Source organism: Shewanella sp. 10B, from assembly GCF_023475885.1.
Classification (GTDB): domain Bacteria; phylum Pseudomonadota; class Gammaproteobacteria; order Enterobacterales; family Shewanellaceae; genus Shewanella; species Shewanella mangrovisoli.
This window is the reverse complement of record NZ_JAMDJO010000007.1, coordinates 1-22,178: the sequence shown is the minus strand read 5'-3', so window position 1 is coordinate 22,178 and position 22,178 is coordinate 1. Positions and strand designations below refer to the sequence as shown.

Sequence of the window (22,178 nt, the reverse complement as noted above, 5' to 3'; positions counted from 1 at the left end):
TCTATCAGTTACTCTCCACTATTGATGTAAATTAGAACACTAGACGACTGGTCTAATATACTTTATGCTCCTCCCCCATGAAAACAGAACCCCAATCGACGCGTCAGCATATTCTCGACGTTGGATACTCACTGATCCTCAAACAAGGCTTTTCGTGCCTAGGCTTAGCCCAATTACTCAAGGCAGCCCAAGTACCTAAAGGCTCGTTTTATCACTACTTTAAATCCAAAGAGCAATTCGGTGAGGCCTTGCTAGCGGGGTATTTTGAGCAATACCAAGCAGAACTCGATTGCCTGTTCAACGAGACTCAACTCTCAGGCTTTGAGCGCCAAATGCAGTACTGGCAAAAATGGTTGCACGTGCAGCAGGACGGTTGTGTCGATCAAAAATGCCTTGTCGTTAAGTTAAGTGCAGAGGTGGCCGATCTGTCTGAGGCCATGCGCCTTGTGCTTTTAAAAGGCTCGGCTGGCATCATCGAGCGCCTAACTCAGTGCATTCAGGTGGGGATTACCGATAAATCCATCTGTGAACAGGATGCCCAAGCAACGGCAGAGCTGCTGTACCACATGTGGCTCGGCGCCAGTTTGATGAATAAACTCGGCCACAGCCATGCCGCTTTAGCGCGCGCCCTTGCAATGACCGAATCTATTTTAAAGACCAAAACCATGGGTTAATGCCAGCAACACTGACACACCAATGCATCAGCAACCCGTTAATGAACAATGAAATATCGCTTCATCGGCTTGATTTATCATTTAGTAGCCAACCAATCTAGACGACTGGTCTACTAAAATCATTTTCCAACCATAGGACACATAGCAGTATGTTCAATTTCGCCTACTACAACCCAACCCGAATCCACTTTGGTAAAAACACCATAGCTGAAATCGACACCTTAGTGCCTCGCGATGCCAGAGTCATGGTGTTATTTGGCGGCAGCAGCGCCAGACGAACTGGCACATTAGCCGAAGTAAAACAAGCGCTTGGAAACCGTTTCGTGGTCGAGTTTGAGGGAATCGAGCCTAACCCAACCTACGAAACCCTGATGCAGGCTGTCGACCAAGTTCGTGAATTAAACATCGACTTTTTACTCGCAGTCGGTGGTGGTTCTGTGATCGATGGTACCAAGTTTGTTGCTGCGGCAGCGGTATTTGAAGGCGAGCCTTGGGATATCCTCACCAGCTGGGGCGCGAATGTGACTCAAGCCATGCCATTTGGCTCGGTATTAACCTTGCCTGCGACGGGTTCAGAGATGAACAACGCCAGCGTGGTGACCCGTAAATCGTTGAAAGCTAAACTGCCATTCCGTAACGACTTGGTTTATCCGCAATTCTCAATCCTCGACCCTACTAAGACCTTCACCCTGCCAGAAAGACAAGTGGCGAACGGCGTGGTCGATGCCTTTGTGCATATCACGGAGCAGTACCTCACCTACCCGGTCAATGCAGCTGTGCAGGACAGATTCGCCGAAGGCTTACTGCAAATTTTGATTGAACTAGGGCCACAGGCACTCACACAGCCCGAAGATTACGATATTCGCGCTAACTTGATGTGGGTCGCGACTATGGCACTCAATGGCACGATTGCGACCGGTGTACCCCACGACTGGGCAACACATATGATCGGCCATGAACTCACAGCCTTGTATGATATTGACCATGCCCGCACCTTAGCCATTGTATTACCAGCATTATTGCGCTGCACTAAAGCCGCTAAGCGTGAAAAGCTGCTACAGTTTGCAGACAGAGTGTGGCATATCAACACCGGCTCTGAAGACGAACGTATCGAGGCCGCCATTGCGAAAACCCAAGCCTTCTTCGAAGCTATGGGCATTGCAACCCATTTATCTGCCTACGATTTAGGTAAAGAAGCCGTCGATGCTGTCGTCAATCAGCTTGAGCAGCATGGCATGGTTGCCCTAGGCGAACATGGCAATATCGATCCTGTCATGAGCCGCGATATTTTAACCCTAGCGCTCTAAGCTTTGGTTGCCGCCGTCAACGCACCATAGTGGTGCGTTGACTCTCCCCTAAAAGAGGCAAACTCCCCTGCGCCTCAACATCAAAGCCGCTCTCACCTTTCCCATACAAAACATTTGCCGCCAGAACCACGCTCGCCGAAGATTTAAAGGCATAAAAACAAACCCGCGTTTATTCCCACGCTAAACCTCAAGCGAGCTGAATAAACACCATGATTTTTGGTGAAAAAACGACTAATCTTGTAGAACTTCATCTCCAAGGCAAAAGGACTTTCGCATGCGTGCATTAACCCTCATCAGCTTATTGCTGCTCAGCCTGTTCGCCCAGGCAACAGTGTACAAATGGGTCGATAAGGATGGAAAAGTCCATTATTCAGATGAACCACATCCCAATGCCGAGGTTGTTGAGTTAAAAGAGAAAACGCTCAATCAAATTGCACTCCCCCCCGTAAAAAATGATGCGGATGACTCGCAAGTGATCCAACAAATCCAGTATCAAGTCGTCATCACTTCCCCTACGGAAGAGGAAACCGTGAGAGACAATAACGGAGACTTTCAAGTCACCGCCACTGTCACCCCAGAGATCAAAAGCCAGTATCTGATGGCACTCAAACTCGACGGTCAAACGGTCGGTCAGCCTCAAGTGGGTGGCATCTTCCAACTTAAGAACATCGACCGAGGTGAACATACCATTGTTGTCGATGCCATGACTCAAAACGGCAAAGTCTTTGCATCTAGCTCTCCACGAAAGATATTTCTTCATCAAGCGGCGATGAATCCAGTCCCGAAAAAACAACCAAAATCTAATTAAACCATTTAATAACAATTGATTAGGTCGTTTTTACTCAATCTAGCCCTTTGATGAAGTCGAGTTGCAGCCTGCACCAAATCGGTGCAACATAATGGTGCAACCCTATTTTCAGGAACGGTAGATGGATAAAGAGACTCTGCTTAATCATTTAGTGACCGCGGTACTTGTCATAGATAAGGATCTTAAGCCTTGTTATGCCAACGCCGCCGCAGAGCAACTGTTAGGTGTCGGTAGCCATAGGTTAGTCGAGCAAGCCCTGCCGGAGCATTATCAAGCACTTGGTGTTGAAGCGCAGATCCTGAGCGATGCGGTGAAAGCCGGCCAAGGTCTCACGGTCAACACCGCCACCTTAGTGACCTTAGATGCCCAACATCATACCGTCGATCTGACGCTGATCCCGCTCGAAGATGAAGCGCAGTTAAGCCTGCTTGAGCTTAGACAGGTCGACCAACAACGCCGGATCCACCAGCAACTCAGCCAAGATGCCCAGCAACAGGCGGCGCAATTCCTAGTGCGAAATTTGGCCCATGAGATCAAAAATCCCCTGGGCGGCCTGCGTGGCGCGGCACAATTACTCTCGCGGGAATTAGACGATCCGGCACAAAAGGAATTTACCAATCTGATCATTGAGCAGGCCGACCGCCTGCGCAGCCTTGTGGACAGATTGCTCGGCCCGCAGCGACCGACCCAACATAGCCTGCACAACATTCATCAAGTGGTGCAAAAGGTCTATAAACTGGTGGAAATGGCCCTGCCCGCCAATATTCAGCTTAAGCGTGACTATGATCCCTCGATCCCCGATATCGAGATGGATCCCGACCAAATGCAACAAGCTGTGCTGAATATTTTGCAGAATGCGGTGCAAGCCCTTGAGCATACAGGTGGCGAAATCCTGCTCCGCACCCGCACACAACATCAGGTCACTATCGGTTCGCAGCGCCACAAGCTTGTACTGACCCTGTCGATTATCGACAATGGCCCAGGCATACCACCAGAGCTGATGGACACGCTGTTTTACCCCATGGTCACCAGTCGTGAGCAAGGTTCGGGGCTAGGCCTATCGATTGCCCATAACATTGCCAGATTACACTCGGGCAGAATCGATTGTGTATCCAGCCCTGGGCATACCGAATTTATCATTTCGTTACCGATTTTAAGCGCCAAATAATCAAGACAAACTAACACATACCGTATGAGGAAGCAAAATGCGAATGAGTGAACAAGTATGGATCCTCGACGATGACAGTTCGATACGTTGGGTGCTCGAAAAGGCGCTCCAAGGCGCGAAACTCAGCACCGCCAGCTTTGCCGCGGCCGAATCACTCTGGCAAGCATTAGAGATTTCCCAGCCACGGGTCATAGTCTCAGATATTCGTATGCCGGGCACCGATGGTTTAACCCTGTTAGAAAGGCTGCAAATCCACTACCCGCATATTCCCGTCATCATCATGACTGCGCATTCGGATTTAGACAGTGCCGTCAGCGCCTATCAGGCAGGGGCATTTGAGTATTTACCCAAGCCCTTCGATATTGATGAGGCGATTTCCCTCGTCGAGCGCGCCCTGACCCATGCGACCGAGCAAAGCCCCGCACCTGCGGCGCAGGAGACGCAAGTCAAAACCCCCGAAATCATAGGTGAAGCGCCCGCGATGCAGGAGGTGTTTCGCGCCATTGGCCGGTTATCACGCTCCTCAATCAGCGTGCTGATCAACGGCCAATCGGGTACGGGTAAAGAGCTGGTTGCAGGCGCATTGCACAAACACAGTCCACGTAAGGATAAGCCCTTTATCGCCTTGAATATGGCGGCAATTCCCAAAGATTTAATCGAATCGGAGCTCTTCGGCCATGAAAAAGGCGCCTTTACCGGCGCGGCAAACGTGCGCCAAGGACGCTTCGAGCAAGCCAATGGCGGCACCCTGTTTTTAGATGAAATCGGCGATATGCCGCTGGACGTACAAACCCGCCTACTGCGGGTGCTTGCCGATGGGCAATTTTATCGCGTCGGCGGCCATAGCGCCGTTCAGGTAGATGTGCGGATTATTGCCGCAACTCACCAAGATCTGGAGCAGCTCGTGCTCAAAGGCGGCTTTAGGGAAGATCTATTCCATCGGCTCAATGTTATCCGTGTTCACTTGCCACCGCTGTCACAACGCCGTGAGGATATTCCCCAACTGGCGACCCACTTTTTAGCATCCGCCGCTAAGGAGATTGGTGTCGAGGCAAAAATCCTCACCAAAGAGACCGCCGCCAAGCTATCGCAACTGCCTTGGCCAGGGAACGTCAGGCAACTCGAGAATACCTGTCGCTGGCTCACGGTAATGGCCTCAGGACAAGAAATCCTGCCCCAGGATTTACCGCCAGAGCTACTTAAAGAACCCGCTAGCATTAATCCTATGGCAAAAGGCAGCCAAGATTGGCAATCGGCACTCACCGAGTGGATTGACCAAAAACTGTCTGAGGGAAATAGCGATTTATTAACCGAAGTTCAGCCGGCCTTTGAACGTATTTTGCTCGAAACCGCATTACGCCATACCCAAGGGCATAAACAAGAAGCGGCAAAACGTTTAGGTTGGGGAAGAAATACCTTAACGCGAAAACTCAAAGAATTGTCTATGGATTAAGCATCCATTAAAAAGCAAAAAAGGGATATCACTATCCCTTTTTTATTATTTAGATTAACTCTAAATCATTAGAACTGGTAATGTACACCAATCGCCAGTTGCTTCATATCGGTGTCGATATCTTTCATATTCAAATAGCTGTGGTCAGCATCTAAATCACCTGTGGTGACATCGTAGCTAAAGCGCACATTTAAACGTTCGGTCACGGCAGCATTAATACCTACGCCATATGTCCAACCAAAACCGGTGAAATCTTCATCGAAACCAAAACCGTCAAAATTCATAGCCATAGATGCAACACCAACTTTTGCATAAGCTGAGAACATATCATTGATTTGCAGAGTAAACTTAGGCGTGAAGGTTAATGCGCCCGCTGTGACATCCGTATCTCTGTCGCCCAAATCGGCCGTCGCAAATAAATTGGCTTCTAAACCAAACCACTCGTTGAAGTTGTAACCACCGTAAACACCGAAACCTGTGCCAGTATCTGAATCATCAACAACATCCACAGCTACGCGGTTTAGTGCGCCACCCACATAAAAACCAGTAGTATCGGCTGCCGCAGAAGCTTGGCCGGCCACTAATGCAGATAATAAAGATACCGCAACTAAAGATAGTTTTTTCATTATATTTTCCTAATGAGTTAACTTGAGTAGTAAACGCGGCGGATATTACAACAAACAAATAATAAGAGTGACAGTTTGTAAAAACTAAATACGTTTCATACAGGAAGTATTCAGCTTTAAATTAAAAAATAACAAACTTGATATACTTAAGTATTAAATAACATACTCAATATTAAATACTAAGTATTAACTGACTATACGCAATAAATTCATTATGCCGAAATAACACCAACGAATTATCGAACGGCGTTTTCGTTCATCGAGACATTCAATAATCACCACCTTTCTAGACTGCTCGCAGGTCACACGACTGCGCCACATCAACAAGGGCCAAATATGCAGTCGGTAGTCCCGCAGTGCAATATTAAATGGAATCGTTCTCGGCCAATAATATAAAGGTTGGCACAGGATAAGCTCGCTCCAAACGCCCATAGTAGGATTGCCTAAGTTGTGGCCATTGAGATTTGAATCAAGCCCCTCACTCGCGGCGGGGGCATGTTCGGCAATCAACTCGAAGCGGGTCGATAATCTATGATAACGGCAAATGAGCCGAGTCTGTTCGGCTAAGGGGTGAACCTGTTGCTGCGTCCATGACATAACCAATCCTTTGGCTGTTTAATAACGGTTAACACTTATTATGATGAAGCCGCAACACTAGGCTCCATCTGCACGGGATCTTGGTGAATAATCACCTCGGCATCTTCAAAGGCGGCTTTCACCCTGAGTCCCGTGGTATCGGCAATACTATGGGCTTCGTTCAGACTCAAATTCCCATCCAACTCCAAATGGAATTGAATGAAGATGGTTTTACCCGCTTGGCGCGTGCGTAAATCATGCAGCCCTTGGACTCGGGAGTCTTCCTTGGCGATTTGTTTAATCCGTTGACGAGTGTCCTCATCCAGCTCACGGTCGAGCAGTGCTTGAATAGAGCGGTAACCTAGGTCAAATGCCTGTTGGCCGATATAACACGCGATAAGCACGGCAAAGAGCCCATCGGCCCACCACCAACCATATTGGGACAAAACGAGTGCGAGCAACACGGCACCATTGAGGAATAAATCCGACTTATAGTGCAACGAATCGGCTTCGACTACCGTGCTATTGGTTGCCGCCAGCGCCCGCTTTTGCAACATAACTAATGCTAATGTCAACACAATCGCGACGACCGAGACCACCACACCTAAAGTTGCGTGCTCAACTGGGGCGGGATTGAGTAACCGCTCTCCCCCATAAAACAGCAGCAGGAATGCCGAGCCCATAATAAAGGCCGATTGTGCCAGCGATGCTAATGGCTCCGCTTTACCGTGGCCGTATCTGTGGTCATGGTCGGCGGGAACGATAGCATAACGAATGGCGATAAAGTTGATGATTGAGGCGAGTGCGTCGGCGAAGGAATCCGTTAAGGACGCCAGCATACTGGCCGAGCCAGAATATAACCAAGCTAACAGCTTGATAAGAATAAGGGTCAAAGCGGTAGCCACGGAAGCGCGACTAGCCAGTTTGACCCAAAAATCGTATTGGGAAGTCTGAGTCATAGGGGTCTATATCGGGAAGCTATGACCCTATTGTATATCAGCTTACAAGCTTAACCGCGAGGTTCTTTACCAGCTTGTGCTTCAAATCGCGCTTTAAACTTAGCTTGCTGTTCAGGTGTCAGCAGATTGTAGATTTGATTCTGCATCTTCATCCGTTCAATCGCTTGGGCTTGACGTTTTTCCTGCTGTGCACTCATCAGCGCCTTAGCTTGCGCCTCATCGAAGGTAGCGGAGGTGATCAATGCCTGCATTTCAGCACGATGCGCTACACGCTCCTCCTTGCTCGGTTTATCTTCGCTACGTGCGGCGCGTTGCTCAGCAAATAGCTTTTTAATGTCGGCCTTCTGTGCATCGGTTAAATCCAAGCCCTCAAACATTCTGTGCATACCATCATGGGCCATACGCTCGCCGTGTTTGTGGAACTCACCACGAGGATGGTCACAACCTTGGCCTGGCTCGGCATTAACTGTCGTCGCAAATACCGCGGAGCTTGCTAGGATGGCAAATAGGCCTGCTTTAAAAGGAGATAATGTTTTCATCATGTTAACCTCAATAGTTCAACGTTATGTTGTAAAGACAAGATACAGTGACGACCCTTTTAAAAGCCGAATCACTTTCGACGATTACAGTCTAAAGCGTCATATGTAAGTGAGGGCGTGACCTGAGTAAATCAGTGTAAAGTTGCGACAAGAACTAACAAATTCCCTATTCTTTACTTTGGCTTACATTGCTACACAGCAATTGACATCAAAAGAGGTATACTCAGGCAAAATGCTAAAAGGGCCTGCGGTTTCGCGCACGACTATTAGTCTTTCGCACCAGTTCACCCAGATTAAGGAACACTATGAGTCGGATATTATTAATCGATGATGACCTTGGTTTATCAGAACTCCTCGGACAATTACTCGAGCTCGAAGGGTTTAAGCTCACGCTGGCCTACGATGGCAAGCAAGGCCTAGAACTGGCCCTCGCGGGGGATTACGATCTGATCTTACTCGATGTGATGTTACCTAAATTAAACGGTTTTGAAGTGCTACGCGCCCTGCGCCAACACAAGCAAACACCGGTGCTGATGCTCACCGCCAGAGGTGATGAAATTGACCGTGTGGTAGGCCTTGAGATCGGTGCCGATGACTATTTACCTAAGCCCTTCAATGACAGGGAGCTTATCGCTCGGATTCGCGCAATCATTCGCCGCTCACACTTAACCGCCCAAGAGATCCACGCCACCCCGGCGCAGGAGTTTGGTGATTTACGCTTAGATCCCTCACGCCAAGAAGCCTACTGCAATGAGCAACTGATTATCCTAACGGGAACCGAGTTTACCCTGCTACACACGCTAGCGATGCATGCGGGTGAATTGATGAATAAAGAAGAGCTTAACGAGATAGTGCTCGGCAAAAAACTCATGCCCTTCGACCGCAGCCTAGATATGCACCTCTCGAATCTACGCAAAAAACTCCCCGAGCGTAGCGATGGCAGACCTAGGGTGAAAACCATCCGTGGCAAAGGCTATATCTGGCTACCATAACGGCGGGAACAACTGTGCCTAATCGCTTATTTATCAAGTTACTACTCGGATTTTGGATCTGTAGCTCGCTGATTATCGCTTTGGTCGGCCTGCTGCCATTGCTGCAGCAAAATCATGACCGCGCCCCAATTCCACCACATCTACAAAAAGTGCTGGCAAGCATAGCGCAGCGTATTCAAGACAATCCCGAGTTAGTCACGTCCGATTTTCTGCGCCGCTGGGAAAGACGTGGCGATATGGAAGGCAAACCCCTTAGGCTCTATCTGGCCAACAGCCAAGGCCAAGTGATTAATACCAGCCGAGTGAGCCGTGGCGTACGCAGCTTTATGCTAATGACCGACGAGGAAAAACAGCCGATTAGTCATCAATTTAAAGATGAATTGGTCTTCGGCCCACACCAGTTTACCCTTCAGGGTGAAACCTACTATCTCTATGGTCGCTTGCCGGATATTCACCCTCGTCCCTGGTTCTTCTTCTTTATTGAAAACAAGCTGCTCACCCTAAGCCTAGCCATAGTGCTCTCGGGATTACTGTGCGCCATACTCGCATGGCATTTAGGTAAGCCATTAAACTCGCTAAAGAAAAGTGCCGATGCCCTCGCCGAAGGTGATCTCAGTAACCGCGTCGATAAGGCGACCACTCAACGTAACGATGAAATCGGTCAGCTCGCCACCGCCTTTAATAGCATGGCGGACTCGATTGAGGCCATGGTGAAGAATCAGCAGCGTTTGATGGGGGATATTTCCCACGAACTGCGCACCCCACTGACTCGCCTACAATTGTCACTGGCACTGGCTCGCAAGAAAGGCCAGCAGACTACGGAAACCGACCGTATCGCCTACGAGGCAGAGCAACTAGAGAAATTGATCGCAGAGCTCTTGGAGTTGTCGCGGGTCAAACTCAGCACCAATGAGACTAAGGTGCGCCTCGGATTGGCCGAGTCTCTCAGTCAAGTGCTTGATGACGCTGAATTTGAGGCCGATCAACAGGGTAAAAAGATCACTATCGATATCGATGAAGCCATCGAGCTCAGCCATTATCCGAAATCCCTGTCCCGTGCGATAGAAAACCTGCTGCGCAACGCGATTCGTTATGCCCAGAGCGATATTCATCTGCTCGCGAGCCAAGCCAACGGCCAAGTACAGATCACCATTAAAGACGATGGTCCAGGGATTGATCCTGCGGAGCTTGAGGCAATTTTCAAACCCTTCTATCGCCCCGACTCGGCAAGACAGCGAGAAAGCGGTGGCTGGGGCCTAGGACTCGCCATTACTGAAGCCGCCATTAGCGCCCATAAAGGTAAAATCAGAGCCGAGAATCGTCAGCCCCACGGCCTTGAAGTCAATATCAGTTTGCCTACCTAAAAACATAAGCCCCGCTAACACAGTTAGCGGGGCTTATGTCATAAACACAGCAACAATCAATCTTTAATCCCTAGCTGTTTTAACTTGCGATACAAGGCATTACGGCTAATTCCCAAACGCTTGGCGCATTGGCTCACATTGCCATCGCAGGCGCGGTAAGCCTGCAACACATTCAGATTTATGGTTCCGTGGAGCGAGTCGATGGTGACGGAGCTAGACTCAGCCAGTTCGTGCGGATGCACCGTAGCTTCTGCTTCGACAACCTCAGTTAAAGTTTGGGGCTCACACGCCAGATGCATTAACTTTTGAGCAAGGTAATCGGGGAGATGATTGATCTCGAGTACAGCCTCACCTTCGGCCATCAAACAGGCCACCTGCATCAGATTATCTAGCTCCCTTAGGTTGCCGGGCCAATCGTAACGCATCAGCAGCGCCAACAGCTCAGTACACAAGGTTTGCGCGCTGCTACGGTGACGGCGGTGCAATTTATGGATGATGCGCTCAATATCCTGCCGCTCACGCAGCGCAGGCAGCCGCACCTGCAATCCATTCAGGCGATAAAACAAATCCTGACGGAACAGCCCCTGCGCCACCAGCGACTCTAAATCCATATGGGTCGCGGCGATGATCTGAATATCGACCTTAAAACTTTGATTACTGCCGACGGGGACCACCTCGCGCTCCTGCAACACCCGAAGTAAACGACTCTGCGCCGCCAGTGGCATCTCGCCAATTTCATCGAGGAACAAAAAGCCACCGTGGGCCTGGCGGATCTTACCGATAAAACCAGTTCGATTGGCGCCAGTAAAAGCTCCCGCCTGATAGCCAAATAACTCAGACTCAACCAACTCCGCGGGCAAGGCGGCGCAGTTCACCGCCACCAAGGGCTGCGCGCGACGGGCACTCTGGGCGTGGAGCTTTTTCACAAATTGCTCTTTGCCGACACCCGTTTCGCCAAGCACAAGTAGCGGGATCTGCTTAGTAATCACCTTGTTCGCCTGCTGCCAGGCACGCTCCAATAGCGGGTCACGAAACCTGACACCCAATTGGTTCAAGGGTTTATCTTGAAGGGTTCTGGTACTTTTCGTCTGCGTCAGAGCCAATGCTTGCGTCTGCACATGCAGCGCCGAGTCGCGGTGAAAGCCACCCGCTCGCGCCCAATTGTCGCCGAGGTGTTGCTCTAAACTGTCCCCCAGCTTGGCTTGGCTCAGCAATTGTTTCGCCATGGGGTTGCAACCCACGATCCGCCCATCACTGCTGGCGATAACTATGCCTTGCCAGCCGGAATTCAATAGACTCGGCTGTGCCGCGAAATCGATTCGATAATGACTATCGGGCAGATGACACAGCAGCGCCGTTTCGACCTGCTGCGCCAGACTCGACACTAGCATCAAGGTTTGCTGCGAATGCCGTTGCTGCTCACTGGTAATATCGAGCACTCCGAGCATCTCACCTTGGGGCGAAAAAATCGGGCAAGCGGTGCAACTCATAAAGCGGTTTTGGCGGATAAAATGCTGCTCACCGACCACTGACACCGCCTGCTTGGCCGTGAGCGCCGTGCCTATTGCATTGGTGCCCTTATATTTTTCGAGCCAGTTGACCCCAATATCGAGCGCCACATCCGCCAGCTTGCTGGAATAGCGGCTCACGCCCCAATGTTTCAGCACATAACCGTCGGCATCGGAGAGCAATAATCGACTATTGGAGTGCGCCATCAGTTGATTAAATAGCGGCAAGGCATGGGATTGTACTAATTCGATGAGCTGCTGATATTGTTCATGTTTATGTTTGAGCTCCGAACGCGTGAGCCTGAGATCCTCACCAGCATGAAACTCTGACAAGCCAGCACCTAAGCTGCGCTGCCATGAATCAGTTAACCATGCCTGTGTGGTTGGAAAATGCGGTTTTACTGTCATAGCCAAGCTCCCCGAGCGCTGCTCCATTTCGGCACACTCACGGTGTGTCGTTGGATGACAAAATGACCACAGGGCACCTTTCCTTCCGTGAGTGCCCCTATTATTTTGGATCTGCAAAATTAGCTTTTCATCATACTGTTAGCTCAACAAGTGTACAACTCCTGCCAGTTTGGCACTGTCCTTGCGATGTCTGTTTATACGCATCGCTCAAGTGTTGCGTAAGAGAACACCAACTTAATCAATAGCTTTGTCAGTCAACTCGATTGGCAAAGGATAAAAATAACAACAGTGCTTAAACCTATTTCAACAAGACCCATTGCTGAGACGCTGCACAATTTGCGTTTTCGGTAATCACAGAAGGAAAACACTATGATCTATGCTCAACCCGGAACCGCTGGTGCCATCGTTAACTTTAAAGAAAAATACGCCAACTTTATCGGTGGCAAATGGGTAGCCCCAGTCAACGGCGAATACTTCGATAATCGCTCCCCCGTCAATGGTCAAAACTTCTGTAAAATTCCCCGCTCCGACTACCGCGATATCGAACTGGCGCTCGATGCCGCCCACGCCGCTAAGGATGCCTGGGGAAAAACCTCGGTCACCGAGCGTGCGAATTTACTGCTGCGTATCGCCGATCGCGTTGAGCAAAATCTCGAATACTTAGCCGTTGCCGAAACCTGGGAAAACGGTAAAGCAGTGCGTGAAACCCTCAACGCCGACTTACCTCTGTTTGTCGACCATTTCCGTTACTTCGCCGGCTGCATTCGAGCACAGGAAGGCAGCGCCGCCGATATCGATGGCAACACCGTCAGCTACCACTTCCCCGAGCCATTGGGTGTCGTCGGGCAAATCATTCCGTGGAACTTCCCACTGTTGATGGCGGCATGGAAAATCGCCCCCGCACTCGCTGCAGGTAACTGCGTGGTACTCAAACCCGCCGAGCAAACGCCTGTATCTATCCTTGTGCTGCTCGAACTGATCGAAGATCTGCTGCCGCCCGGCATCCTTAACGTCGTCAACGGTTTTGGCGCCGAAGCGGGCCAAGCCCTCGCCACCAGCAAACGCATCGCTAAACTGGCCTTTACTGGTTCCACCGAAGTGGGTTACCACATCTTAAAATGTGCCGCCGAATCGCTGATACCATCGACCGTCGAACTCGGCGGTAAATCGCCTAACCTGTATTTCGCCGATGTGATGGACCACGAAGACGAGTATTTAGATAAGGCCGTCGAAGGCATGTTGCTGGCCTTCTTCAACCAAGGTGAAGTCTGTACTTGCCCATCAAGGGTATTAATCCAAGAGTCGATTTACGATCGCTTTATCGAAAAAGTGCTCGCCCGTGCGCAGACCATCAAGCAGGGCAACCCGCTGGATACCACCACCCAAGTGGGCGCACAGGCCTCACAGGAACAGTTCGATAAGATCTTAAGCTATCTCGCGATTGGTAAAGATGAAGGCGCACAGGTGCTCTTAGGAGGCTCGCTCTGCCAACTCGAAGGCGAGCAAAGCAAAGGTTATTACATCAGCCCAACGATCATGAAAGGCCATAATAAAATGCGGATTTTCCAAGAGGAAATCTTCGGCCCGGTAATTTCGGTGACCACCTTCAAGGATGAAGCCGAAGCTTTGGCAATTGCCAACGATACCGAATACGGCCTTGGTGCGGGTGTATGGACGCGGGACATGAACCGCGCTCAGCGTCTAGGTCGAGGCATTCAAGCGGGTCGCGTTTGGATTAACTGCTACCACGCCTATCCTGCCCACGCGGCCTTTGGCGGTTATAAAAAGTCGGGCATCGGCCGTGAAACCCACAAAATGATGCTCAATCACTATCAAAACACCAAAAACCTATTGGTGAGTTACGATATCAATCCGCTCGGGTTCTTCTAACCAAACGGAAACTTTGCCTTGCTCACAAGAAAGGGCCATTGGCCCTTTCTTTGTTTTTATCGCATTGAACTATAAGAACATACCGCCAGAAGCCTCGATACGTTGTGCGTTTATCCACGCCGCGGCGGGTGACAACAAGACACTGATTGCGCCGCCAATATCCTCAGGTAATCCCACCCGCCCCAAAGCCGTTTGCTGCGCTAAAAACTCATTCATCTGTCGGTTATCCCGCACGGCACCACCGCCAAAGTCCGTTTCGATTGCACCGGGAGCCAGCACATTGACGCGGATCCCGCGTGGCCCTAGCTCCTTCGCCCAGTATTTGGTCATGGTTTCGACCGCGCCTTTCATGGTGGCGTAGGCACCAAACCCCGGGACAGCAAAGCGCGTTAACCCCGTAGAGACATTGATAATACTGCCGTTATCGGCAAGTAGAGGCAGCAACGCCTGAGTTAAGAAGAAAGGCCCTTTGACATGGATATTCATCAAAGTATCGAACTGCTCCATACTGGTTTCAGCCATGGGCACATGGATACCAATACCAGCATTATTAACTAGATAGTCAAAACTATCCCGCTGCCAAGTCTGTTCGAGTGCGGCTTTTACGCGCAGCGAAAAATCACTAAAGGACTGGCTATCACCCACATCTAACGGTAAAGCGACAGCCTTGCGCCCGTGCCATTCAATTTCCGCTACCACCTCGGCGGCGGCAGCAGCATTGCTTTGGTAAGTTAGAATAATATCAACACCTTGTGCGGCTAAGGTCAGGGCCGCATTTTTACCTAAGCCACGGCTTGCACCGGTGATCAGCGCGATGGGAGTTGTGTTCATTGTGTATCCTCTTCATTCATCTATGTTAATGCCGCCGCACAGCATGGCGATTCCACAGAACACAGCTTATTACTTGCACAAAGAAGGATAAACACACTATAAATGGCAAGACTGTTAGCCATTAGAGAACAATTCCGATGCAAGATAGACTACAAGCCATGCAAATTTTTATGCGGGTGGCTGAATTAGAGAGTTTTACTCAAGCCAGTATCAGCCTTGGTCTGTCGAAAACCCATGTGTCGAATATCGTAGCTCAGTTCGAAACCGCTCTAGGCGCACGTTTACTACAACGTACCACTCGCACAGTGCGCCTCACTCAAGATGGTATAAGTTGTTATGAGCGCTGCAAAAATTTGCTCACCGACTATCAAGAGTTAGAAAGCCTCTTCCAACTGCAGGCGGCGCAAGTTTCCGGTCGCTTAAGAGTCGATATGTCCACAGGGATTGCGCGAAACTTAGTGCTTCCCCATCTTCCTGACTTTATTGAGCAATATCCCCAGATTGAGTTGGAGCTGAGCAGCACCGACCGTAAAGTCGATATCGTTGCCGAAGGTTTTGACTGCGTGATCCGCGTTGGCAGCGTGCAGCAAGAAGGTGTTATCGCTAAAAAGATTGGCCACTTTAAGATGCTCAATTGTGTTAGCCCAAGCTATATCGCAAAATACGGCAAACCATCGAGTTTAGAAGAGCTTAGCCAAGGGCATAAGCTTATCCACTACGTTGGCCAGTTAGGCGGCAGTGATTCAGGATTTGAGTATCTGAGCCAAGATAATCACGAACTATGCGCCCTAACCTTACCTAAGCTAATCACAGTCAATAATGCCGATGCCTACAGCGCGGCCTGTCTCGCAGGATTAGGGATTATTCAAGCGCCGAATATTGGGGTGGCAAAATATCTCCAAACCGGAGAACTGATTGAGATCCTGCCAGATTACCCTGCGCCCTCAATGCCGGTGAGCTTGCTCTATCCCCATAGACGCCACCTTTCGAAACGACTTCAGGTGTTTATGGCTTGGTTAACCGAGCTGCTAACGCCTTTTTTAGTATCGCGTTAACGGCCAGTCTCGATATTCGCTAACCGCTGCGACAGTTCCGCCATCGAACTTGCCGTGCGGGGATCGCACTCAGGCTTGGCTACTGGGTTAAATTCGAGGCGCGGACCGCCGAACCTACCTAAACGGCTTGGCAGAATATGCAAATCCCAAACTAACTGATCGTAGTAATGCAGCCGCAGGCCATTATCCGCAACAGGCCAATGGGCATAGAGTAAAAATGAATGATAACTCTGCGAGAGGGAGCGACTCGCCACTAATTTAAAATTTGCATCGAGCAGGCTGCACTCGGTCGATTCTTCAAAGGGGCAATCGTAGGAGGTCAGCAGTAAATAGCCTTGGGTGCCATTGGGTAATGTGCAGCAGTACTGGGCCTCAAGCTGCCTTCCCGCAATCTTGGCCCCAGTAGCTTGCTCATTGAAATACAAAGGCTGAGTGAGCGCCTCGTTATCGGACACTCGCAGTGTGAAGGCTGTTATCGGCTGCATGTTGTATCCTCCCTGAGCCTTGAACTCGCTAATTTCGCTTCCAATACAAGCCCATTAAAATCAGGTACCCCACAAAATACGCCAGCAAGTCGAGTGGGTCGAAATGGCTACCAATCACGATTCGCGCTAAACGATTTCCGCCCAACCCCAGCTTGTCCACTAAGCCCCAATACTGACCAAATTCGATACCGAAGGCAAACAACAGCACAGCCAGCGCCAACCATGGCGTGTGCCAAAACATATTGATTGACTCCCCTTTTGCATTCACCACGGGCACTAGCGTTCGCGCCATGCAAAACAACAGGATCACCACTAACACGTCACCGACAAAACCGCGAATAAACCCCGGAGGCGCAAAACGCGCGATCAACACTTCGATGATAAACAGCAGCACCGCATAAATTAAAAAAGATTTTCGATCGGGCTGACGGCTAAAAAGATGGACTGGCATAAACAGGTTGCTCCCTTACCTCTCGAAGATGAAGCGGCAAAATCTAGCTTAAAACCAATACCTTAACAAGCTTAGTTCGATGGATTTATCTCTTATTTACCCATTTCGCTCACCAGAACAGCGGGCAAGTTCACTCCGCAAAATTTAAGCGCCGTTTAAGTTTGGCTTTAGTAGCCTGCAAGCACACCACCTTAGGAGCAACAGATCATGTCCTCAAATATGCAGCAAAACATCAAAGTCTGGGATCCCTTGATCCGTATCTTTCACTGGTCATTGGTGGGCTTTTTTACCTTAGCCTACCTCACCGAAGGTGAAGACGAATGGATGAACATTCACAGTTACGCGGGCTACAGCATCTTAACCCTGCTGGTATTTCGCCTGCTATGGGGCGTGATTGGCACTCACCATGCGCGTTTTATCAACTTTGTTACCCGTCCGAGCATCGCATGGGCTTACCTGAAAGAACTCTTCACGGGCAAGGCTAAGGATTACATCGGCCACAATCCCGCAGGCGCGCTGATGATAGTCGCCCTGATCCTCAGCATAGGATTCACGGGCTTCTCCGGCATGGCGCTTTATGCCACCGATGGCCAAGGTCCACTGGCCACAAGCTTTTTCGCCACTTGGCCAGAGGGCGCATTAAAGGAAGTGCATGAGTTTTTCGCCAACTTCAGCCTGTTTCTTATCGTCACCCATGTCGGCGGCGTGATCGTCAGCAGCCTGCTGCATAAGGAAAACCTCGTCAAAGCCATGCTGACAGGTAAAAAGCAGCGCCCGCTGATCCAACAAGATGAACATCAATAACCGTCACAATCCGACCGTTCAAAGGAGTTAGAGATGAACAACAACCTGAATAAAAGCCTGATGGGACTGGCACTCACTGTGGTACTACTCAGCAGTGTGAATGCCAATGCCGCCAATTCGAAGGTCGCCAGCTTGCCACTCAGCGCCGAGCGAATTGGCTTACAACTACAACAATATCAGGCACAAGGTGCAGGCCCCTTTAGCGCCGCGGCAGGACAAGCACTGTGGCTACAGCAGAGTGAGGATCGCAGCTGTGCCAACTGCCACACCGCCAAAGTGACAGACCCGGGTATGCATCAAAACACCCGAAAGCCCATCGAGGCCATGGCGCCATCGCTCACTAGTAACCGTTTAACCGATGCGGCCAAGATTGAGAAATGGTTTACCCGCAACTGTAACTGGACCTTTAAACGCGAGTGCACGCCTCAAGAAAAAGGTGACGTACTGCTGTGGCTCAGTTTGCAATAACGGCGTTATTTACATCCATTTTAATCAGTAAAACTTAAGGAAATACTATGACTAAACAAGCCCATCCCCTAAGCTGGATTGCCGGAACCACACTCACCGTTCTCGCCCTTGCGATAGGCGCCGTAGGCCTTAGCTTAACCTTTACCGGCACAGGTTATGCCCACGATGGCTTCGAACATAATCAAGCCATCCCACAAAATGCAGAATATTCAGCAGAATGCGGTAGCTGCCATATGGCGTATCCCGCAAATTTACTGCCCGCCGAAAAGTGGCAGGCAATTACCAGCAACCTAAGCAACCACTTTGGTGATGATGCCAGCCTGCCCCCTGAAGCAACGGCTAGAATTGAGCAATATCTCGTTCAACATGCTGCGCAAAATGGTAAGGTGATGAAAAATAGCAAACCTTTGATTGACGGCATGGGGCCGCAGAAAATTACCGAGCAGGCATTTTTTATCCGTAAGCACGATGAGATCCCAAGACGCATGGTGCAAGATAACCCCAAAGTCGGCTCATTCAGCCAATGCAGCAATTGCCATAACCTCGCAGAGAAGGGCATATTCGATGAAGATACCGTTAATATTCCTGGCTTTGGCCGCTGGGATGATTAACAGCCCAAGCTGTCTAGCCCATGATGAAGACCTCTCCAACAAAGTGGTCGAATGGGTGAAGGAGGGTAAAGTATTACCCTTCGACACCATCATGCAACGCTATGAGTCGCGCCTTAAGGGGCGCTTGCTCGACCTCGAGGTCGAGCAAAAACACGGGCGCATCATCTATGAACTCGAAATCCTGCGCGACGATGGCGTGGTCTATGAGATTAAGATCGATGCCAAAACGGGTGAATGGCTTAAGGAAAAGGTCGACTGATGCGCTTACTCCTAATTGAAGATGATACTGACTTAGTGACTCGCCTCATCCCCGCCCTTAACAAGGCGGGCTACACAGTTGAACATGCCAATAATGGTATCGATGGTGCTTTTCTGGGTGAGGAAGAAGCCTTCGAAGCGGTGATCCTCGATTTAGGCTTGCCCGGAAAGCCGGGCTTAAGCGTACTGAGCCAATGGCGCCAAAAGGGTTTGCTGATGCCAGTGTTAATTCTTACGGCTCGCGATGCTTGGCACGAACGCGTCGATGGCCTAAAGGCCGGCGCCGATGATTATCTCGGGAAACCTTTCCATGTTGAGGAGCTGCTCGCCAGATTAGAAGCGCTGATCCGCCGCCACTTTGGCCGCGCCGATAATCTGTTGCAACATGCGGGCGTCTCCCTTGATGTGGATAAACAAGCGGTGACCAATGCCGAAGGAGAAGTTATCGAGCTGACTAAGATTGAGTATCGCCTGCTGCATTATTTAATGGCCAACCCGACTAAGATTGTCTCCAAATCTGAGTTGAGTGAGCGCATTTACGAAGAGGAACAAATCAAAGACAGCAATGTGATTGAAGTGTACGTCAACCGACTCCGCCAACGCCTAGGTAAAGACTATATCGAGACGCGGCGCGGCCAAGGTTATCGACTCAAGGATGCATAAGCGTGTATTCACTCAAAGCCTACCTCACCCGCAATCTGCTTATCACCCTCACCTGCGCTATGGCGCTATTGTTGTATTTGCTATTTCAAGGCATTCAAATCTTGACCCAAGACTTTGTCGCCTCGCGCCTGCAGCACGATACCGATAGTCTGATCTCCGCCCTCGAACCGCAAGCCGATGGCACTTGGGCACTGAGTGCCGATAGGCTCCCCAATGTGTATCACAGGGTCAATTCGGGCCACTACTTTGCGATTAAAATCGGTGAGCAGCAGCTCCGCTCTCGATCGCTTTTCGATCATAACGTAACCCTGCCAACACTAAAGGTTGGTGAACAACAACTCGCCACTCAATATGTTGGCCACCATCATTGGCTGATGCTCAGTCAGGCAATCGTCAAGAATGAGCAAACCATTATCCTCTGGGTGACGGAAGACATTAGCTCACTCGAGCAAACCCAATTACGCTTTTTAGGCTTTGCCGCGGTAGTGGTACTGCTGACCATTATGATCCTGCTATTTGCCCAGCACCTGTTGCTCAAACGGGGCTTTAAACCGCTAGAGCAAATGCCAGATGCAATCAGGCAACTGCGGCTCCAAGGTCAAGAAATCGATACCCAGCGCACGCCAACAGAGATTAGCCCTTTGATTGAGGAAATCGAACGCCTTATGAATCAACTCGGGCAGAGGGTGCAACGTTCACGCAATGCCTTGGGTAATCTTGCCCACGAAATGAAACGTCCTCTGCAAGGGCTGCAATCCTACCTCGATAGCCTAGCGCCGGAACAAAGACGCGAAGGCAGTAAGGTGCTCGCGGATCTGCACCATATTATTGAGCGAGAGCTTAAGCGCACTAAAATCGTCGGGCTTTCAACGCCTGGGCGTTTTACCGTGCTCAATGACGATCTGCCGCCACTCATCCAAGTGATGCAGCGCATCTATCCAGAGCGTCAAATTGATTATCAGTTTGATAAAGCACTGGTCATGCCCTTCGACCGGGACGACTTACTGGAGCTGCTAGGCAATCTACTCGACAACGCCTGCAAACATGCGCGTCGGCAGATAAAGCTGTGTATTGAGCAGACTCATGCCAGCAAGCAGGCGTATCAGATTGAGGTCAGCGACGATGGTGAAGGCGTATCCGATAGCGATTTAGCTGTGATTACGGAGCGAGGGATTCGGCTCGATGAGAGTATTCAAGGCCATGGCTTAGGCCTATCGATTTGCAAAGATATTGTCGAGAGTTATCAGGGGGAACTTAGCTTTACACATTCAGAACTTGGCGGGCTAAAGGTTAGCGTACTATTACCTCAGCCGCATTAAGCGCACAGCAAAGCAAATGCTCTGCTGTGCGATGAACATTACGACTTGTAAGGCATTGGGCCAAGATAATCTTTCTTACCCACATCCACACCGTTATGGCGCAGAATCGCATAGGCCGTCGTTACATGGAAATATAAGTTCGGAATGGCATGCTCAATCGCAAACTCGTATCCCGTTAAATACTTACCTTCCCAACGCGGTTGAGAGACGTGAATTGTCGCCGCATCGGCAAAATCTGCTTCGGTAAATTGAGCTAAGTAGTCGATAACAGAAGCAATACGCGCCTGCAGCTCAGGCAGAGTCGTTTCTGTATCATCATGCTTAGGCACTGTATCTAAATTACCCGTCAGACGCGCGACCCCAATCTTGGCGGTATCACAGGCAATCTGGATCTGACGGATCAGATTAAATTGATCGGGTGCTAAGCGGGAATTCAATAATACCGCCATATCCACCTTCTTCAAGTTGGCAAAAATCTCACCCTTTTCCAGAATAAGACTCAAGTTTTTCAGCATCTTGCTAAATTGAACAGCCGTTAAATCATAAAGCATGACATAAACTCCTGTGATAAACGCCACCAGATTGCAGCACTTCGGATTATCTTGGGGCAAATAACATGATTTCAACAGCAGAAAATAAAGATTTATTCTGCACTAGCCAGAAGATAGACAAAGAGATAAGAGCGACTCAAAAATGAAACAGATAAAACGAAAAAAGCCTCTGCATTGCTGCAGAGGCTTATCTCTTAATGTTGGCGGAGCGGACGGGACTCGAACCCGCGACCCCCGGCGTGACAGGCCGGTATTCTAACCAACTGAACTACCGCTCCAACTCTGTCTGGTCATTGACCAAATTAGGCGCTTGGCGATGACCTACTCTCACATGGGGAGACCCCACACTACCATCGGCGCGATTGCGTTTCACTTCTGAGTTCGGGATGGGATCAGGTGGGACCACAATG

Annotated in this window: 24 protein-coding genes, 1 tRNA gene and 1 rRNA gene; 15 read left to right on the top strand and 11 right to left on the bottom strand. The window is 49.9% G+C overall.

Annotated elements, in window-relative coordinates; all coding sequences use genetic code 11:
• Positions 1–77 precede the first annotated feature (77 nt).
• From M0415_RS17885 to glnG, 5 genes are all read left to right on the top strand, one after another.
• The gene (locus M0415_RS17885) at positions 78–674 is read left to right on the top strand and encodes a TetR/AcrR family transcriptional regulator (protein ID WP_088212554.1); all 597 of its coding nucleotides are present in this window, start codon (positions 78–80) and stop codon (positions 672–674) included.
• Between the two features lie 149 nt (positions 675–823).
• Complete coding sequence (locus tag M0415_RS17880) at positions 824–1,981, top strand: iron-containing alcohol dehydrogenase (protein ID WP_220054414.1); 1,158 nt, start codon at positions 824–826, stop codon at positions 1,979–1,981.
• Between the two features lie 274 nt (positions 1,982–2,255).
• Positions 2,256–2,789, top strand: coding sequence for a DUF4124 domain-containing protein (locus M0415_RS17875; protein ID WP_011715499.1), 534 nt, complete (start codon positions 2,256–2,258; stop codon positions 2,787–2,789).
• A 121-nt stretch (positions 2,790–2,910) separates the two neighbouring features.
• The gene (gene glnL, locus M0415_RS17870; RefSeq protein WP_088212551.1) at positions 2,911–3,957 is read left to right on the top strand and encodes a nitrogen regulation protein NR(II); all 1,047 of its coding nucleotides are present in this window, start codon (positions 2,911–2,913) and stop codon (positions 3,955–3,957) included.
• Positions 3,958–3,994: 37 nt separating this feature from the next.
• Positions 3,995–5,410: a nitrogen regulation protein NR(I) gene (glnG, locus tag M0415_RS17865; protein WP_088212550.1), complete on the top strand. Its 1,416-nt coding sequence runs from the start codon at positions 3,995–3,997 to the stop codon at positions 5,408–5,410.
• 68 nt (positions 5,411–5,478) lie between these two features.
• Here glnG and M0415_RS17860 read toward each other — a convergent pair whose 3' ends face one another.
• The 4 genes from M0415_RS17860 to M0415_RS17845 form a co-directional block, all read right to left on the bottom strand.
• Entirely contained in the window at positions 5,479–6,036 is a 558-nt protein-coding gene (locus tag M0415_RS17860) for a porin family protein (protein WP_088212549.1), read from the bottom strand.
• Positions 6,037–6,222: 186 nt separating this feature from the next.
• Positions 6,223–6,633: a hypothetical protein gene (locus tag M0415_RS17855; protein ID WP_249553072.1), complete on the bottom strand. Its 411-nt coding sequence runs from the start codon at positions 6,631–6,633 to the stop codon at positions 6,223–6,225.
• Positions 6,634–6,671: 38 nt separating this feature from the next.
• Positions 6,672–7,571 (bottom strand): cation efflux pump FieF, encoded by a 900-nt coding sequence (gene fieF / locus M0415_RS17850; RefSeq protein ID WP_249553070.1) that lies wholly within the window; start codon positions 7,569–7,571, stop codon positions 6,672–6,674.
• A gap of 50 nt (positions 7,572–7,621) precedes the next feature.
• On the bottom strand, positions 7,622–8,110 hold the full coding sequence (locus M0415_RS17845; protein WP_176400000.1) for a Spy/CpxP family protein refolding chaperone: 489 nt from the start codon (positions 8,108–8,110) through the stop codon (positions 7,622–7,624).
• A 305-nt stretch (positions 8,111–8,415) separates the two neighbouring features.
• Between M0415_RS17845 and M0415_RS17840 the strand changes: the two genes are divergently transcribed.
• On the top strand, positions 8,416–9,102 hold the full coding sequence (locus tag M0415_RS17840; protein WP_249553068.1) for a response regulator: 687 nt from the start codon (positions 8,416–8,418) through the stop codon (positions 9,100–9,102).
• Between the two features lie 14 nt (positions 9,103–9,116).
• Positions 9,117–10,466 (top strand): ATP-binding protein, encoded by a 1,350-nt coding sequence (locus M0415_RS17835; RefSeq protein WP_011715492.1) that lies wholly within the window; start codon positions 9,117–9,119, stop codon positions 10,464–10,466.
• A gap of 56 nt (positions 10,467–10,522) precedes the next feature.
• Here the strand turns inward: M0415_RS17835 and M0415_RS17830 are convergent, their stop codons facing one another.
• Entirely contained in the window at positions 10,523–12,382 is a 1,860-nt protein-coding gene (locus M0415_RS17830) for a sigma-54-dependent Fis family transcriptional regulator (protein ID WP_249553066.1), read from the bottom strand.
• A 369-nt stretch (positions 12,383–12,751) separates the two neighbouring features.
• Between M0415_RS17830 and exaC the strand changes: the two genes are divergently transcribed.
• Positions 12,752–14,272, top strand: coding sequence for an acetaldehyde dehydrogenase ExaC (gene exaC / locus M0415_RS17825; protein ID WP_023265949.1), 1,521 nt, complete (start codon positions 12,752–12,754; stop codon positions 14,270–14,272).
• A 69-nt stretch (positions 14,273–14,341) separates the two neighbouring features.
• Here the strand turns inward: exaC and M0415_RS17820 are convergent, their stop codons facing one another.
• On the bottom strand, positions 14,342–15,103 hold the full coding sequence (locus M0415_RS17820; RefSeq protein WP_249553064.1) for an SDR family NAD(P)-dependent oxidoreductase: 762 nt from the start codon (positions 15,101–15,103) through the stop codon (positions 14,342–14,344).
• A 137-nt stretch (positions 15,104–15,240) separates the two neighbouring features.
• Between M0415_RS17820 and M0415_RS17815 the strand changes: the two genes are divergently transcribed.
• The gene (locus M0415_RS17815; RefSeq protein ID WP_249553062.1) at positions 15,241–16,158 is read left to right on the top strand and encodes a LysR family transcriptional regulator; all 918 of its coding nucleotides are present in this window, start codon (positions 15,241–15,243) and stop codon (positions 16,156–16,158) included.
• Here M0415_RS17815 and M0415_RS17810 read toward each other — a convergent pair.
• Together M0415_RS17810 and M0415_RS17805 are read right to left on the bottom strand one after the other, a co-directional pair.
• Positions 16,155–16,643, bottom strand: a complete 489-nt coding sequence (locus M0415_RS17810) for a hypothetical protein (protein WP_249553060.1) — start codon at positions 16,641–16,643, stop codon at positions 16,155–16,157. The genes M0415_RS17815 and M0415_RS17810 overlap by 4 nt on opposite strands.
• Positions 16,644–16,671: 28 nt before the next feature.
• Positions 16,672–17,094 (bottom strand): ribosomal maturation YjgA family protein, encoded by a 423-nt coding sequence (locus tag M0415_RS17805; RefSeq protein ID WP_249553058.1) that lies wholly within the window; start codon positions 17,092–17,094, stop codon positions 16,672–16,674.
• A 207-nt stretch (positions 17,095–17,301) separates the two neighbouring features.
• Here M0415_RS17805 and M0415_RS17800 point away from each other — a divergent pair, with 207 nt between their 5' ends.
• The 6 genes from M0415_RS17800 to M0415_RS17775 are packed head-to-tail and all read left to right on the top strand — an operon-like array spanning position 17,302 to position 21,217.
• Positions 17,302–17,898 (top strand): cytochrome b/b6 domain-containing protein, encoded by a 597-nt coding sequence (locus M0415_RS17800; RefSeq protein WP_249553056.1) that lies wholly within the window; start codon positions 17,302–17,304, stop codon positions 17,896–17,898.
• Between the two features lie 33 nt (positions 17,899–17,931).
• The gene (locus M0415_RS17795; RefSeq protein ID WP_249553054.1) at positions 17,932–18,366 is read left to right on the top strand and encodes a DUF1924 domain-containing protein; all 435 of its coding nucleotides are present in this window, start codon (positions 17,932–17,934) and stop codon (positions 18,364–18,366) included.
• Between the two features lie 47 nt (positions 18,367–18,413).
• Positions 18,414–18,977, top strand: a complete 564-nt coding sequence (locus tag M0415_RS17790) for a diheme cytochrome c (protein ID WP_249553052.1) — start codon at positions 18,414–18,416, stop codon at positions 18,975–18,977.
• Positions 18,970–19,236, top strand: coding sequence for a PepSY domain-containing protein (locus tag M0415_RS17785; RefSeq protein ID WP_011621049.1), 267 nt, complete (start codon positions 18,970–18,972; stop codon positions 19,234–19,236). The genes M0415_RS17790 and M0415_RS17785 overlap by 8 nt, the downstream gene beginning before the upstream one ends.
• Positions 19,236–19,898 (top strand): winged helix-turn-helix domain-containing protein, encoded by a 663-nt coding sequence (locus tag M0415_RS17780; RefSeq protein WP_249553050.1) that lies wholly within the window; start codon positions 19,236–19,238, stop codon positions 19,896–19,898. The genes M0415_RS17785 and M0415_RS17780 overlap by 1 nt, the downstream gene beginning before the upstream one ends.
• 2 nt (positions 19,899–19,900) lie before the next feature.
• Positions 19,901–21,217, top strand: coding sequence for a sensor histidine kinase (locus tag M0415_RS17775; protein ID WP_249553046.1), 1,317 nt, complete (start codon positions 19,901–19,903; stop codon positions 21,215–21,217).
• A gap of 38 nt (positions 21,218–21,255) precedes the next feature.
• On the opposite strand, the gene M0415_RS17770 is transcribed toward M0415_RS17775, so the two are convergent.
• The 3 genes from M0415_RS17770 to rrf form a co-directional block, all read right to left on the bottom strand.
• On the bottom strand, positions 21,256–21,768 hold the full coding sequence (locus tag M0415_RS17770) for a DUF1993 domain-containing protein (protein ID WP_086903914.1): 513 nt from the start codon (positions 21,766–21,768) through the stop codon (positions 21,256–21,258).
• A 201-nt stretch (positions 21,769–21,969) separates the two neighbouring features.
• Positions 21,970–22,046 (bottom strand) — tRNA-Asp (locus tag M0415_RS17765).
• A 30-nt stretch (positions 22,047–22,076) separates the two neighbouring features.
• Positions 22,077–22,178, bottom strand: a 5S ribosomal RNA gene (gene rrf, locus M0415_RS17760); the annotation flags it as partial.

Excerpts from the sequence above, each read along its gene's own strand:
- M0415_RS17830 (WP_249553066.1), bottom strand. The coding sequence starts at position 12,382 with ATGACAGTAAAACCGCATTTTCCAACCACACAGGCATGGTTAACTGAT.
- M0415_RS17815 (WP_249553062.1), top strand. The coding sequence starts at position 15,241 with ATGCAAGATAGACTACAAGCCATGCAAATTTTTATGCGGGTGGCTGAA.
- M0415_RS17795 (WP_249553054.1), top strand. The coding sequence starts at position 17,932 with ATGAACAACAACCTGAATAAAAGCCTGATGGGACTGGCACTCACTGTG.
- M0415_RS17820 (WP_249553064.1), bottom strand. The coding sequence starts at position 15,103 with ATGAACACAACTCCCATCGCGCTGATCACCGGTGCAAGCCGTGGCTTA.
- fieF (WP_249553070.1), bottom strand. The coding sequence starts at position 7,571 with ATGACTCAGACTTCCCAATACGATTTTTGGGTCAAACTGGCTAGTCGC.
- M0415_RS17860 (WP_088212549.1), bottom strand. The coding sequence starts at position 6,036 with ATGAAAAAACTATCTTTAGTTGCGGTATCTTTATTATCTGCATTAGTG.
- M0415_RS17885 (WP_088212554.1), top strand. The coding sequence starts at position 78 with ATGAAAACAGAACCCCAATCGACGCGTCAGCATATTCTCGACGTTGGA.
- M0415_RS17780 (WP_249553050.1), top strand. The coding sequence starts at position 19,236 with ATGCGCTTACTCCTAATTGAAGATGATACTGACTTAGTGACTCGCCTC.
- M0415_RS17785 (WP_011621049.1), top strand. The coding sequence starts at position 18,970 with ATGATTAACAGCCCAAGCTGTCTAGCCCATGATGAAGACCTCTCCAAC.
- glnL (WP_088212551.1), top strand. The coding sequence starts at position 2,911 with ATGGATAAAGAGACTCTGCTTAATCATTTAGTGACCGCGGTACTTGTC.
- M0415_RS17855 (WP_249553072.1), bottom strand. The coding sequence starts at position 6,633 with ATGTCATGGACGCAGCAACAGGTTCACCCCTTAGCCGAACAGACTCGG.
- M0415_RS17810 (WP_249553060.1), bottom strand. The coding sequence starts at position 16,643 with ATGCAGCCGATAACAGCCTTCACACTGCGAGTGTCCGATAACGAGGCG.
- M0415_RS17770 (WP_086903914.1), bottom strand. The coding sequence starts at position 21,768 with ATGCTTTATGATTTAACGGCTGTTCAATTTAGCAAGATGCTGAAAAAC.
- M0415_RS17845 (WP_176400000.1), bottom strand. The coding sequence starts at position 8,110 with ATGAAAACATTATCTCCTTTTAAAGCAGGCCTATTTGCCATCCTAGCA.
- exaC (WP_023265949.1), top strand. The coding sequence starts at position 12,752 with ATGATCTATGCTCAACCCGGAACCGCTGGTGCCATCGTTAACTTTAAA.
- glnG (WP_088212550.1), top strand. The coding sequence starts at position 3,995 with ATGCGAATGAGTGAACAAGTATGGATCCTCGACGATGACAGTTCGATA.
- M0415_RS17880 (WP_220054414.1), top strand. The coding sequence starts at position 824 with ATGTTCAATTTCGCCTACTACAACCCAACCCGAATCCACTTTGGTAAA.
- M0415_RS17800 (WP_249553056.1), top strand. The coding sequence starts at position 17,302 with ATGTCCTCAAATATGCAGCAAAACATCAAAGTCTGGGATCCCTTGATC.
- M0415_RS17840 (WP_249553068.1), top strand. The coding sequence starts at position 8,416 with ATGAGTCGGATATTATTAATCGATGATGACCTTGGTTTATCAGAACTC.
- M0415_RS17790 (WP_249553052.1), top strand. The coding sequence starts at position 18,414 with ATGACTAAACAAGCCCATCCCCTAAGCTGGATTGCCGGAACCACACTC.
- M0415_RS17875 (WP_011715499.1), top strand. The coding sequence starts at position 2,256 with ATGCGTGCATTAACCCTCATCAGCTTATTGCTGCTCAGCCTGTTCGCC.
- M0415_RS17805 (WP_249553058.1), bottom strand. The coding sequence starts at position 17,094 with ATGCCAGTCCATCTTTTTAGCCGTCAGCCCGATCGAAAATCTTTTTTA.